At 71.0% G+C, this 12,811-nt stretch carries 11 protein-coding genes; 8 read left to right on the forward strand and 3 right to left on the reverse strand.

Going from position 1 to position 12,811, the window contains the following annotated elements; translation table 11 throughout:
* Positions 1–22: 22 nt before the first annotated feature.
* Both OF850_RS15335 and OF850_RS15340 read left to right on the forward strand, forming a co-directional pair.
* A complete protein-coding gene (locus OF850_RS15335) occupies positions 23–1,135 on the forward strand; it encodes an efflux RND transporter periplasmic adaptor subunit (protein WP_301591154.1) in 1,113 nt (370 codons plus the stop codon).
* 4 nt (positions 1,136–1,139) lie between these two features.
* The gene (locus tag OF850_RS15340) at positions 1,140–4,241 is read left to right on the forward strand and encodes an efflux RND transporter permease subunit (RefSeq protein WP_301591155.1); all 3,102 of its coding nucleotides are present in this window, start codon (positions 1,140–1,142) and stop codon (positions 4,239–4,241) included.
* Positions 4,242–4,245: 4 nt separating this feature from the next.
* Here OF850_RS15340 and OF850_RS15345 read toward each other — a convergent pair whose 3' ends face one another.
* Positions 4,246–5,631 (reverse strand): MDR family MFS transporter, encoded by a 1,386-nt coding sequence (locus tag OF850_RS15345; protein ID WP_301591156.1) that lies wholly within the window; start codon positions 5,629–5,631, stop codon positions 4,246–4,248.
* A 56-nt stretch (positions 5,632–5,687) separates the two neighbouring features.
* Here OF850_RS15345 and OF850_RS15350 point away from each other — a divergent pair, with 56 nt between their 5' ends.
* The 6 genes from OF850_RS15350 (at position 5,688) to OF850_RS15375 (ending at position 11,589) form a co-directional block, all read left to right on the forward strand.
* Entirely contained in the window at positions 5,688–6,791 is a 1,104-nt protein-coding gene (locus OF850_RS15350) for a 2-aminoethylphosphonate--pyruvate transaminase (protein WP_301591157.1), read from the forward strand.
* 74 nt (positions 6,792–6,865) lie between these two features.
* The gene (locus OF850_RS15355; RefSeq protein ID WP_301591158.1) at positions 6,866–8,494 is read left to right on the forward strand and encodes a long-chain-fatty-acid--CoA ligase; all 1,629 of its coding nucleotides are present in this window, start codon (positions 6,866–6,868) and stop codon (positions 8,492–8,494) included.
* A gap of 68 nt (positions 8,495–8,562) precedes the next feature.
* Entirely contained in the window at positions 8,563–10,164 is a 1,602-nt protein-coding gene (locus OF850_RS15360) for an ABC transporter substrate-binding protein (RefSeq protein ID WP_301591159.1), read from the forward strand.
* Positions 10,165–10,205: 41 nt separating this feature from the next.
* Positions 10,206–10,538, forward strand: coding sequence for an NIPSNAP family protein (locus OF850_RS15365; protein WP_301591160.1), 333 nt, complete (start codon positions 10,206–10,208; stop codon positions 10,536–10,538).
* A complete protein-coding gene (locus OF850_RS15370; protein WP_301591161.1) occupies positions 10,535–10,873 on the forward strand; it encodes a CidA/LrgA family protein in 339 nt (112 codons plus the stop codon). Before OF850_RS15365 ends, OF850_RS15370 begins: the two co-directional genes overlap by 4 nt.
* Positions 10,870–11,589, forward strand: coding sequence for an LrgB family protein (locus OF850_RS15375; protein ID WP_301591162.1), 720 nt, complete (start codon positions 10,870–10,872; stop codon positions 11,587–11,589). The genes OF850_RS15370 and OF850_RS15375 overlap by 4 nt, the downstream gene beginning before the upstream one ends.
* On the opposite strand, the gene OF850_RS15380 is transcribed toward OF850_RS15375, so the two are convergent.
* Entirely contained in the window at positions 11,531–11,902 is a 372-nt protein-coding gene (locus OF850_RS15380) for a DUF6525 family protein (protein WP_301591163.1), read from the reverse strand. The genes OF850_RS15375 and OF850_RS15380 overlap by 59 nt on opposite strands.
* Before the next feature lie 74 nt (positions 11,903–11,976).
* Positions 11,977–12,738, reverse strand: a complete 762-nt coding sequence (locus tag OF850_RS15385; RefSeq protein WP_301591164.1) for a superoxide dismutase — start codon at positions 12,736–12,738, stop codon at positions 11,977–11,979.
* Between the last annotated feature and the right edge of the window lie 73 nt (positions 12,739–12,811).

The following is a 12,811-nucleotide window of genomic DNA, read 5'->3' on the forward strand; positions in this document are numbered from 1 at the left end:
CTAGACCCATGCCGGAGAAACAATGCGCCGCCTTCTCATCGCTCTCGCGCTGCTGCTGAACCTGCCCGTGAGTCTGCCCGCCTGGGCACAGCAGGCGATCCCCGTGACCACCGAGCCCGCTCGCGTGGGCAACATGCCGGTGGAGGTGCTGGCGAACGGGTTGGTCGTTCCGGAATCGGTGGTGACGATCCGCACGCGCGTGGACGGCCAGATCACCGAGGTCCATGTCAGCGAAGGGCAGATGGTGCAGCGCGGCCAGCCGCTCTTCACCCTCGACAGCCGCTTCTATCGCGCGCAGCTCCAGCAGCAGGAAGCCCAGCTCACGGCGCTGCGGGCCCAGGCGGCGCGCACCCAGGCCGACGCGGTGCGCTACCAGTCGCTGCGCGGCGAGGGCTTCGCGGCGGTGCAGCGCTTCGAGCTGGCCCAGGCGGAGGCGGCGGCGGCGGCGGCCAACGCCCGCGCCACCGAGGCGCTGATGCAGCAGACCCGGCTCAACATCGAATACGCGCAGATTGTGGCCGAGGCCGATGGCAAGCTGGGCGCCCTGCCCACGCGCGTCGGCAATTTCGTCCGCCAGGCGGAAAGCACCGCCCTCGGCACCATTACGCAGATGGATCCTATCCTGGTGCAGTTCGCGGTGCCGGAGCGCTGGCTGCCGCAGATCCGCGCCGCCCTGGCCCAGCCCGAGGGCATTCCCGTCCAGGCACGCCCGGCGGCGGAGGGGCAGGACCCCTCGACCGGGCGCCTCGTCTTCGTGGACAGCGCGGTGGACACCCAGACCGGCACGATCCAGCTGCGCGCCCGGTTCAGCAACGCCGACGGCGCGCTCTGGCCCGGCCAGTATGTCCGCGTCAGCCTGACTCCGGCCGAGGATGAGGGTGCGGTGAGCGTCCCCTCCGCCGCAGTGCAGACCGGCCAGCAGGGGCGCTTCGTCTTCGTGCTGACGCCCGAGGGCGTCGCGCGACGCCGCCCGGTGGAGCTGATCCGCAGCCAGCGCGACCGCGCCATCGTGCGCGGCGAGATCGCGGATGGCGAGAAGGTGATCGTGGACGGGGCGCAGCGCGTCACGGACGGCGCCCGCGCCAACGAGCGCAACCCCCAGCCGACGCCGCAGCGCGTCTCACAGGCGGGCTGACCCCATGCACATCTCCGAGCTTTGCATCCGCCGCCCGGTCATGACGCTGCTGCTGTCGCTGGCGGCGATCGTCGCCGGCGCGGTGGCCTATACGCGCCTGCCCGTGGCCGCGGTGCCGCGCGTGGACTTCCCGGTGATCTCCGTCTTCGCGAGCTTCCCCGGAGCCAGCCCGGAGACCATGGCCACCTCCGTCGCGCTGCCGCTGGAGCGCGAATTCTCCACCATCGCCGGGCTGGAGAGCATGAACTCCACCTCCGGCCAGGACACGCTGAACCTCACGCTGCAGTTCCAGCTGGGCCGCAACATCGACAGCGCGGCGCAGGACGTGCAGGCCGCGCTGACGCGCGCGCAGCGGCGCCTGCCCATCGAGATGACCATCCCGCCCTCCTACCGGAAGGTGAACCCGGCCGACGCGCCGGTGCTGCTGCTCACCCTCTCGGGCGGCGACGTGCCGATGTACCGGCTGAACGACGTCGCCTCGACCATCATCGCCCCCGCCCTGTCGCGCGTGCAGGGCGTGGCGCAGGTCGTCACCTATGGCGAGCAGCTCTTTTCCGTGCGCGTGCGGCTCGACGCCGACCGCGTGGCGGCGATGGGCATGGCCTTCGACACGGTGCAGCAGGCGATCCAGCAGGCCAACAGCAACGCGCCCGTGGGGCTGCTGACCGGCGAGCGGCAGCAATTGACGCTGCGCGCCAACGACCAGCCGCAGAACGCGGAGCAGTTCTCCCACCTCGTCGTTTCCGGCCGCGCCAGCGCCCCCGTGCGACTGGGCGAGATCGCGGAGGTGGTGGACGGGGTACAGAACCAGCGCGTCGCCTCCTGGCGCGATGGGCAGCGGGCCCTCGTCCTCGCGGTGCAGCGCCAGCCCGACGCCAATACGGTGGAGGTGGTGGACGGGGTGCTGAAGAGCGTCGAGGCCCTGCAGTCCGCCCTCCCCCCCGGCGCGCGGCTCGGCGTCATGCTCGACCGGTCGAAATCCATCCGCGCCGCGGTCCATGACGTGCAGCATCACCTGATGATTGCCATCGGGCTGGTGACGCTGGTCTGCTTCCTGTTCCTGCGCCGCGTCTCGGCGACGCTGATCCCCTCGGTCGCCGTGCCGATCTCGCTCTGCGTCACCTTCGCGCTGATGTACGCGCTGGGCTACGGCATCGACAACGTGACGCTGCTGGGCCTGACCATCGCCGTCGGCCTCGTGGTGGACGACGCGATCGTGGTGCTGGAAGCGATCATGCGCCACATCGAGGAAGGGATGCGCCCGCTGGAGGCCGCGATCCGCGGCGCGAAGGAGGTTGCCTTCACCGTCCTGTCCATCACCCTGTCGCTGATGGCCGTCTTCCTGCCCATCCTGCTGATGGGCGGCGTGGTGGGTCGCGTCTTCAACGCCTTCGCCGCCACCGTCTCGCTGGCGGTCATCGCCTCGCTCGTCGTCTCGCTCACCCTCACCCCACTCATGGCCTCGCGCCTGCCGGCGCAGCATGGCAAGCCGGGCTGGCTGGACCGGACGCTGGAACGCGGCTTCGTGGCGGTCGAGGGCGCGTATGCCTGGCTGCTCGACCTGTCGCTGCGCTTCCGCCTCGTGGTCTGGGCCATCTTCCTGGGCTCGGTCCTGGCGGCGGGCTGGATGGCGGTGAAGATGCCCAAGGGCTTCTTCCCCATCGAGGACACGGGGCTGCTCACCGTCAACACGGAAGGCCCGCGCGGCGCCTCCATCGAGGCGATGGCCGAGATGCAGGCCCGCATCGCCACCGTGTTCGAGGGCAGCCCGTACGTGACCAGCGTCGTTTCCTCCGTGGGCGCGGTGGGCGGCTCAGCCTCCATCAACCAGGGGCGCCTCTTCGTTGAGCTGAAGGACCGCTCGCAGCGCCCCGAGGTGGGCACGGTGATCCAGGATCTGCGCCGGCAGGCCTCGGGCATCCCAGGGCTGCGCGTCTTCATCCAGCCGATCCAGAACATCTCCTTCGGCGCGCGCCAGTCCCGCACCCTCTACATCTACACCATGCAGGGGCTGCGGCTGGACGAGCTGTATGACTGGGCGCCGCGGCTGGAGCAGGTCCTCGGGCGGCTGCCGCAGCTTCAGGACGTGAACACCGACCTCCAGCTCGACAGCCCGGTCGTGATGGTGAACGTGGACCGCGACCGCGCCACTGCGATGGGCGTCTCCATCGATCAGGTGCGGCAGGCGCTCTACTCCGCCTTCGGCTCGCGCCAGATCACCACCATCTACGGCCAGGCCAATGCCTATCCCGTGATCCTGGAGGCGCTGCCGGAGGACCAGCGGGACGAGAGCGGCCTCGCCAAGCTCTACCTGCGGTCCAATACGGGGCGGCTGGTGCCGCTCTCGGCGCTGGCGACGATCGAGCGGCGCTCCGGCCCGCTGACGGTCGGCCACCAGGGCCAGCTTCCCGCCGTGACCATCGGCTTCAACACCGCGCCCGGCGTGGCGCTGGGCAACGCGGTGGAGGCGATCCGCGCGGCGGAGCGGGAGCTGGGCCTGCCGCCCACCGTCGTCACCGGCTTCTCCGGCTCGGCGCAGGTCTTCCAGCAGGCGCTGGCAGGCCAGGGCTGGCTGGTGCTGGCGGCGGTGCTGATCATGTACGTGGTGCTGGGCGTGCTCTACGAAAGCTTCATCCACCCGCTCACCATCCTGTCCGGACTGCCGGCGGCGGCGCTGGGCGCCTTCGCGACGCTGTGGTGGTTCGACCTGGACCTGTCGGTGATCGCGGTGATCGGCGTGCTGCTGCTGATCGGCCTGGTGAAGAAGAACGCCATCATGGTGGTGGACGTGGCACTGCAGCGGCAGCGCGACGGGGAGTCGGCGCTGGAGGCGGTGCGCCAGGCCTCCATCCTGCGCTTCCGTCCCATCCTGATGACGACGCTGGCCGCCGCGGCCGGCGCCGTGCCCATCGCGGCCGGCTGGGGCGCTGCGGCGGAGCTTCGCCAGCCGCTCGGCCTCGCCGTGGTGGGCGGGCTGGCCGTCTCGCAGGCGCTGACGCTCTTCGTGACGCCGGTGCTCTACCTGGGCTTCGACAGCCTGGCGCGGAAGCTGTCGCGCGGGCGCGGTCGCCCGGTGCCGCACGTGCCGGGCGCCCCGGCGGAGTGACAGGTCACGGGCGGTGGCCGGAAACGGCCGCCCCCGTGTCGCGTGGCAACATCCAGAAGCCCGGCAGGGCGCTCAGCACCACCGCCGCCGCGATGACGAAGGCGGCGGTGAAGTCGGCGGGGACCAGCGCCTCGCCCCCGCGCAGGTGGCGCGCCACCTCCAGGCTCGCCGTCGCCATCACCACGCCGATCGCGCCCGGAAGCTGCTGCGCCGTGCCGTAGAAGCCGGTTCCGGCCGACAGCTTCTCGCGCGGGAGGTCGGCGAAGGCGAGGGTGTTGAGCGAGGTGAAGTGGAGCGAGCGGAACAGCCCGCCCAGCGCCAGCACCGCGAACATGGCCGCGACCGGCCAGGCATCGCTGAACAGCGCCCCCGCCCCCACCCCCAGCGCCGCCAGGGCGGTGTTGGCCACCAGCACGGTGCGGAACCCCCAGCGCCGCAGGATCGGGCGCGCCAGCGGCTTCATGGCGAAGGCGCCGAGCGCGGTGGCGAAGGCAATGAACCCCGCTTCCGTCGCGCCCCAGCCGAAGCCGATCTGCAGCAGCATGGGCACCAGGAAGGGCACCGCCCCCGCTCCGGTGCGGAACAGCGACCCCGCGAGCGTCGCGGCGCGAAAGGACGGGAAGCGCAGCAGCGACAGGTCGAGGGCCGGGCGCTCCACCCGCCGGCAATGCCGCAGCGCCACCCAGCCGATGAGAAGTCCCGCGACAAGCAACGCCTCGGGCAGGAGGCCGGGCAGCACGCCGCGCCCCACCGTTTCCAGCCCCGCCATGGTCCCCGCCAGCGCGGCGCCGACCAGCACCAGCCCCAGCACATCGGGCCGGCCGGACGGGCGGATCTCCGAGCGCGGGATCTTCCAGGCGACCAGGGCGAGGCCCAGCGCCGCGACCGGCAGGTTGATCCAGAAGACCGACCGCCAGCCGAACAGGTCGGTGAGCAGCCCGCCCAGTGGCGGGCCGGAAATCGGGCCCAGCATGGCGGGCATGGTCAGCCAGGTCATCGCGGTCAGCATCTCCTCCTTGCGGATGGAGGAAAGCAGGAGGAGTCGCCCCACCGGCACCATCATTGCGCCGCCCAAGCCCTGCACCACCCGCCACAGCACGAGCTCGCCGAGTGAGTTGGCGAGGCCGCAGGCGGCGGAGGACAGGCCAAACAGCGCGATGGCCAGCAGGAAGACCCGCTTCGCCCCGAAGCGGTCGGCGATGGTGCCGGAAACCGGGATGAACACGGTCAGCGCGACGAGGTAGGCGGTGACGGCCACGCCCAGCCGTGCCGGATCCTCGCCCAGGTCGCGCGCCATGGAGGGCAGCGCCGTCGCCACCGCCGAGGAGTCCAGGTTCTGCATGAACAGGGCCGAGGCCACGATGGCGGCGGTGACGCGCGTGTCGGCCATGGGAGGCGGGGATTCCACGAGTTGCCTGCCCCGAAGTTTCGAGGCATGGGCCGCCGATGATCCTGCTGACTCCCGGCCCCGTCCAGACCCACCCCACCGTGCGCGCCGCGATGAACGAGGATGTCGCGCCCTGGAACGCGGCTTTCCGCCCGGTCTACGAGGAGGTGCGCCACCGGCTGCGTGCCCTGGCCGGCGGGGTCGAAGGCGTCCACGCCACCCTGCCCCTGCAGGGGGCGGGACACATGCTGATGGAAGCCGCGATCCGCAGCTTCGTGGCGCCGGGCGCGGCGCTGCTGGTCCCGATGAACGGCGAGTACGCCCGTCGCATGGCCCGGCTGGCGCGCGAGGCGGGACGGGTGGTGATCGAGCTTCCCCTGCCCGACACGCGCGGCGCCCGCGCCGAGGAGGTGGCCGAGGCCCTGTCCCGCCATCCCGAGGCCACCCACGTCGCGGTGGTGCAGAGCGAGACGGGCAGCGGCATCGTCAACGACCCGGCCGCGATCGGCGCGGCGGTGCGCACGGCGGGGCGGCGCATGATCCTCGATGCCGTCTCGGCCTTCGGCGCGCTGCCGCTCGACCTCGCTTCGCAGCCGGAGGTCGATGCGGCCTGCTTCACCTCCAACAAGTGCCTGGAAGGCGTGCCCGGCTTCGGCTTCGCCGTGGCGCGGGTGGACCGGGTGGAGGAATGCGCCGGCCAAGCCGGGTCCTGGTCGCTGGACCTCGCCGACGTGTGGAAGAACACGCAGGTGAATGGCTGGGGCTCCATGCGCTTCACCGGCCCGGTGCAGGCCATCCTCGCCATGCGCGTCGCCCTCGACCGACTGGACGCGGAAGGCGGGCGGGAAGTGCGGCTGGCGCGCTACCGCGCCAATGCCCGCGCCCTGCACGAGGGCTTCGCGGCGCTTGGCCTGCGCCCCTACCTGTCTGTGGAGAACCAGGGTCCGATCGTCGTGACGGTGCACCAGCCGGAAGGGCTGGACTTCCCGCGCTTCATCGCGGCGCTGGAGCGCAATGGTGTCACGATCAGCGCCTATTTCACCACGGAGGCGCCGAGCTTCCGCGTCGGCGCCATCGGCGACGTGGGCCTGCTGGAGATGCGCCGCGCGGTGGAGGCGGTGCGCGACTCCCTGGCCGAATTGGGCCTTCCGCGCGCCGCCTGATCGCGTAACCTCCCCGTCAAAGCACCGGGCGCACCATGGCCCGGCCGACGCGACCACAGGGAGGTCCAACGACGATGCTGCGCGGCCTGATGCAGGAGCATCCGCTCCTTGTTTCCTCCATCCTGACGCATGCGGCGAAGCATCATCGCGGCGCCCGGCTGGTCGGTGTGGACCCCGAGGGAGGTCGGCACCGTTCCTCCTGGCCGGATCTGGAGCTTCAGGCGAAGCGCATCGCCGCCGCGCTGCGCCGCCGAGGCGTCCAGCAGGGCGAGCGCATCGCCACCCTCGGCTGGAACGGGTTGGAACACCTGGCGGTGTACTACGCCGCCTCCGGCATGGGGGCGGTGCTGCACACGGTGAATCCCCGCCTCTTCGCCGACCAGATCGCCTTTATCCTGGAGGATGCGGGCGACACGCATCTCTTCCTCGACCCCACGGTCGCGCCGGCGCTGACCGCCATCGCCGACCGCCTGCCGAAGGCGCTCCGCACCGTCATCCTGCTGCGCGACGCCCCGCACCCCGACCTGCCCTGCGAGGTGGTGACGCTGGAGGAGTTCATCTCCGCCGAGACAGGCGACTACGAATGGCCGCAGCTGGATGAGCGCGCGGCTTCCTCGCTCTGCTACACCTCCGGCACCACGGGCATGCCGAAGGGCGTGCTGTATTCTCACCGCTCCACCGTGCTGCACGCCATGGCGGCGGTGCAGCCCGATGTCTTCGCGCTGTCCGCGATGGACGTGGCGATGCCGGTGGTGCCGATGTTCCACGTCAATGGCTGGGGCATCCCCTATGCCGCGCCCATGGTCGGCGCCTCCATGGTGCTGCCGGGGCCGCGCCTCGACCCCGCCTCGCTCTTCTCGCTCTTCGAGGAGGAGCGCGTCTCCTTCTCCGCCGGCGTGCCGACCATCTGGACGCTCCTGCTGCAATGGCTGCGGCAGGATCCGTCGCGCCGCTTCGCGAAGCCGCCGCGCCTCGTCGTCGGGGGCACGGCGCTGCCGGTGGCGATCACCGAGGGATTCTTGAAGGAATACGACGTGCCCATCCTGCATGCCTGGGGCATGACGGAAATCTCGCCCCTCGGCTCGGTCAATGCGCGCAAGGCGGAGAACGCGGATTGGGACGAGGCGCGCTTCCTCGACTATTCGCGCAAGCAGGGGCGGCCCGAGTTCGGCGTGGATTTCCGCGTGCTGGGCGCGGATGGCAACCCCATCCCGCAGGACGAGACCGCCTTCGGCGAGCTGGAGGTGCGGGGCCACTGGACCGCCAACGGCTACTTCAACCGGGACAAGGACCCGGCGGTGACGGAGGATGGCTGGTTCCGCACCGGCGACGTCGTCACCCTCGACGCGCTGGGCGAGATCGAGATCGTGGATCGCGCCAAGGACGTCATCAAGTCGGGCGGCGAATGGATCTCCTCCATCACGCTGGAGAATCTGGCGCTCGCGCATCCCGACGTGCAGATGGCCGCGGCCATCCCGGTGGCCCATCCGAAATGGGACGAGCGCCCGTTGCTGCTGGTCGTGCCGAAGCCCGGCACCTCGCCCACGCCGGAAAGCGTGCTGGCGGTGCTGGAGGGCAAGGTGGCGAAGTGGTGGATGCCCGACCGCGTGGAGTTCGTGGAGACCTTGCCGCTCACCGCCACCGGCAAGCTGTGGAAGGCGGAGTTGAAACGGCAGTGGAAGGATTTCTCCCTGCCCGGCTGAGGCGACGATTCCACCTTGCGCGTCGCCACGGGCTTTGGTCGCATCACGTGTCCATCGGGAGAGGCTTCATGCGGATACGGATTCTGGCCCTCGGCCTGGCAGCGGCGATGGCAGCCGCGCCAGCCATCGCGCAGCAAGCGCGGGAGAAGGTGCTGCGCATCGCGATGACGGCGGCGGATGTGCCCACCACCAGCGGCCTGCCGAACAACGGCTTCGAGGGGATGCGCTTCCTCGGCTACCCGGCCTTCGAGGGGCTGGTGCTGTGGGACCTGTCGGCCACCGACCGGCCGGCGGGGCTGCGCCCGGGCCTCGCGGAGTCCTGGCGGCAGGCGGAGGGCGACCCGCAGGAATGGATCTTCACCCTGCGCGAGGGGGTGCGCTTCCATGACGGTACGCCCTTCAATGCCGATGCGGTGATCTGGAATCTGGACCGCTTCTTCAACAACCAGTCGCCGCAATTCGACCCCCAGGGCGGCGCCATCACCCGCGCCCGCGTCACCATCCTGGAAAGCTACCGCAAGGTGGACGACCGCACGGTGGCGCTGCGCACCAACCGCCCCGCCTCCTACTTCCCCTACATGGCGGTCTATATCCTGTTCACCTCGCCGCAGAGCTTCGAGGCGGGCGGGCGCGACTGGGCGCGCGTCGCGGCTCTGCCGCCGGCGGGAACCGGCCCCTTCCGCCTGTCGCGCTTCGTCCCGCGCCAGTCGGCCGAGCTGACCAAGAACGCGGAATACTGGGACCGCGCCCGCGTGCCGTTGCTGGACCGCATCGTGCTGCTGCCCATGCCGGAGGCGACGACGCGCCTCGCCGCGCTGCGTTCGGGCCAAGTGGACTGGATCGAGGTGCCGCCGCCCGATGCCATCCCGGCGCTGCGCAGCGCGGGCTTTACCATCTCCACCGGCTCCTATCCGCATGTCTGGCCTTGGTTCTTCCAGACGGCGCAGCCGCCCTTCAACGACGTGCGCGTGCGACAGGCGCTGAACTACTGCGTGGACCGGGATTCGCTGGTCCAGTTCCTGAACGGCACGGCGGAGCCTTCCGTCGGCTGGCTGAAGCCCAACGACCCCAATTTCGGCCAGCCCGAGCACCGCTACCGCTTCGACGCGGCGCGCGGCCGGCGGATGCTGGAGGAGGCAGGCTACAACGCGCAGCGCCCGCTTTCCTTCAAGGTGATGATCTCCACCTCCGGCTCCGGCCAGATGCAGCCGATGCCGATGAACGAGTTCCTGCAGCAGAACCTGCGCGAGGCCTGCGGCGTGAACGTCACCTTCGAGGTGACGGAGTGGAACACGCTGCTCCAGGCCACGCGCTCTGCGCCCGGCGCTCCGGTGCTGGCCGGGTCGCAGGCGCTCAACCCGTCCTCGCCCTCCTCCGACGCGTCGGTGATGACGCGCTACTTCTCCCAGGCCTTCGTGCCACCCAACGGCTTCAACTGGCCGCAGTTCAACGACCCTCAGTATGAGGAAGCTTTCTCCGCACTGGAGCGGGCGACCAACGAGGCGGATTTCAACGCCGCCTACGCCCGCGCCCATGCGCGCATCGTGGACGGCGCGCCCTGGCTGTTCGTCGTGCATGACCTGAACCCGCGCGCGATGAGCCGCCGCGTGCGCGGCTTCACCCCGGCGCAGTCCTGGTTCCAGGACCTCGTGCGGGTGGACATCCAGTAGCGCCCCGGCATCATGGGCGGCGGACGAGGAGGACGCCGCCCATGATCGTGGATCTGCGCATCTACACCTGCCTGCCGCAAAGGCTGGCCGATTTCGTGAAGCTCTACGAGGAGAAGGCCTGGCCGCTCCAGCTCAAGTACCTGGAGAACTGCCTGGGCTGGTACACGACGATCGAGGGCGAGCTGAACACGGTCGTCCACCTCTGGGGCTACAAGGACCAGGCGGATCGCGAGGCGCGGCGCAACGCCATGGCCGCCGACCCGGCCTGGGGCGTCTACCTCAAGGGCGTGGCCGAGGGCGGGATGCTGATCCGCATGGAGAACCGCATCCTGAAGCCCGCCGCCCATTTCGAGGCGCTGCGGAAAGGCGGGTGATCGGCGGGCTCGCGGCGCTGCTGCTCTGCCAGCTGGCGGGGGAGCTGTTGGCGCGGGCGCTGCATCTCCCCGTGCCGGGCCCGGTCCTCGGCATGGGGCTGCTCCTGGCCGCGCTGCTGCTCGGCGGCCGCGTGCCCGAAGCGGTGGGCACGGCGGCGGACGGGCTGCTCGCGCATCTCGGCCTGCTGTTCATCCCGGCCGGGGTCGGGGTCGTGCTGCATCTCGACCTGCTGGCGGCGGGGGCCTGGCCCATCGGCCTCGCCATCCTGGGCGGGACGCTGCTGGCGCTGGGGCTGACCGGGCTGGTGGCGCAGCGCCTGCTGGGGCGGCGGTGAACCCGCTCGGCGAGTTGTGGGTCTACCTGTCGCGGGAGCCGCTGGCGGCGCTGACCGCGACGCTCTGCGCGTGGTGGGTGGCGCTGCGGGTGCAGCGCTGGTGCGGGGGCCATCCCCTCGCCAACCCGGTGCTGCTGGCGGTCGCGCTGCTGGCTGGGGCACTGCTCCTCGCGGGCATCGCCTATCGGGACTACTTCGCCGGCGCGCAGTTCGTGCATTTCCTGCTCGGCCCGGCGACGGTGGCGCTGGCCGTGCCGCTGGCACGGCAATGGGCGGCGGTGCGGGCGCGGCCCCTGGCGATCCTGGCCGCGGTGGGGACGGGCAGCCTCGCCGCGATCCTGTCCGGCCTTGCGCTGGGTTGGGGCTTCGGCGGCGGCGCAGGGCTGATGGCGAGCCTAGCGCCGCGCGCCACCACCGCCCCCGTGGCCATGGGCGTCAGCGAGGCGTTGGGCGGCCTGCCCAGCCTGACCGCCGTCATCGTGATCTGCTGCGGGGTGGTGGGGGCGGCGCTCGGCCCCTTGCTGCTCACGCTGCTCGGCGTGCGGGACATGCGGGCGCGCGGCCTGGCTCTGGGCACGGCCAGCCACGGCATCGGCACGGCCCGCGCCCTGTCCGTGGACGCGGAGGCCGGGGCGTTCAGCGCCCTGGCAATGGGGCTCAACGCGCTGGGGACGGCCCTGCTGCTGCCCCTGCTCTGGCGCTGGCTGGCCGGCTAGCCCAGCGCATCACGGTCGCGCCCGCGGCCTCGTGCGGCAGAGGGGCGCCCTGGCGGGCGGCGAAGGCGCTGCGCTCCTCCCGCTCGCATTCCTCGATCCAGCGCATGAGGCGGCGTTCGGCCCGAAGCGGGCCAAGGCTCCGGCGGAAGCTGCGCCACAGCGCCAGGGCGTTCACCGCCCAGGCGTCATAGGCATGCTCGGCGAGGCGGCGGCGGATGCTGGCCGGGAGGGCGTCGAAGGCGGCCCAGTCATCGCCGGGCAGGCGGCGCCAGATCTCCGGCCGGGGCGAGACATCGTTGTGCGCGAGAGACATAGATATGTTATAGTATAACTACCCCCGGCGCGGAAAGGGCCACCGGGTCCCGTCCCGGCAGCCCAACTCCCGCCTCAGACGCGCAGGCGGCCTTCCGTCGCGGCGGTGAAGCGCTCGCCGATCTTTTCCCAGTTCAGCACGTTCCACCAGTTGTTCACGTATTCCTGCCGCCGGTTCTGGTAGCGCAGGTAATAGGCGTGCTCCCACACGTCGTTGCCCATCAGGGCACGCTGCCCGTCCATCAGCGGCGTGTCCTGGTTGGGCTTGGTGGCGATGGCCAGCTGGCCGGACTGCGCCACGGTCACGAAGCCCCAGCCCGAGCCGAACACGCTCATGCATGCTTGGTTGAAGCGGTTGCGGAACTCGCCCATGCCGCCGAGGTCGCGGTTGACCGCCTCCAGCAGCCGTCCCGTCGGCTCGCCACCGCGCCCGCCCATGATCTCCCAGAACATGGTGTGGTTGGCGTGGCCGCCGCCATTGTTGCGGATCGCGGTGCGCACGTTCTCCGGCACGCGGGACAGGTTCATCATGAGTTCGTCGAGCGGCATGCGGCCGAAGGCCTCGTGCTCACGCAGCGCGTTGTTCAGGTTGTTCACATAGGTCGCGTGGTGGAAGCGGTGGTGCAGTTCCATCGTGCGCGCATCGATCGCCGCCTCGTTGGCGTCCAGCCCATAAGGCAGGTCGGGCAAGCTGTGCGGACCGGGCGCGATCTGCGGCGGGGAAGGCTGTTGCCCCTGCGACGGCTGTTGTTGCTGCTGCTGCGCGAAACCGACGCGGGCGGAAAGCAGGGCGGCGCCGGCACCGAGCAGGGCCGAGCGGCGGGACAGGATCAACATAGGCTTCTCCTCCTGAGGACATGGGGAAGCTTGGCGCCTTGCCGGCCTCCGCAACCCCGTTAAACACGATGGC

Origin of the sequence: Sabulicella glaciei (genome assembly GCF_026183895.1) — a bacterium.
Lineage (GTDB): Bacteria > Pseudomonadota > Alphaproteobacteria > Acetobacterales > Acetobacteraceae > Roseococcus > Roseococcus glaciei.

Excerpts from the sequence above, each read along its gene's own strand:
- OF850_RS15335 (WP_301591154.1), top strand. The coding sequence starts at position 23 with ATGCGCCGCCTTCTCATCGCTCTCGCGCTGCTGCTGAACCTGCCCGTG.
- OF850_RS15340 (WP_301591155.1), top strand. The coding sequence starts at position 1,140 with ATGCACATCTCCGAGCTTTGCATCCGCCGCCCGGTCATGACGCTGCTG.
- OF850_RS15345 (WP_301591156.1), bottom strand. The coding sequence starts at position 5,631 with ATGGCCGACACGCGCGTCACCGCCGCCATCGTGGCCTCGGCCCTGTTC.
- OF850_RS15350 (WP_301591157.1), top strand. The coding sequence starts at position 5,688 with ATGATCCTGCTGACTCCCGGCCCCGTCCAGACCCACCCCACCGTGCGC.
- OF850_RS15355 (WP_301591158.1), top strand. The coding sequence starts at position 6,866 with ATGCTGCGCGGCCTGATGCAGGAGCATCCGCTCCTTGTTTCCTCCATC.
- OF850_RS15360 (WP_301591159.1), top strand. The coding sequence starts at position 8,563 with ATGCGGATACGGATTCTGGCCCTCGGCCTGGCAGCGGCGATGGCAGCC.
- OF850_RS15365 (WP_301591160.1), top strand. The coding sequence starts at position 10,206 with ATGATCGTGGATCTGCGCATCTACACCTGCCTGCCGCAAAGGCTGGCC.
- OF850_RS15380 (WP_301591163.1), bottom strand. The coding sequence starts at position 11,902 with ATGTCTCTCGCGCACAACGATGTCTCGCCCCGGCCGGAGATCTGGCGC.
- OF850_RS15385 (WP_301591164.1), bottom strand. The coding sequence starts at position 12,738 with ATGTTGATCCTGTCCCGCCGCTCGGCCCTGCTCGGTGCCGGCGCCGCC.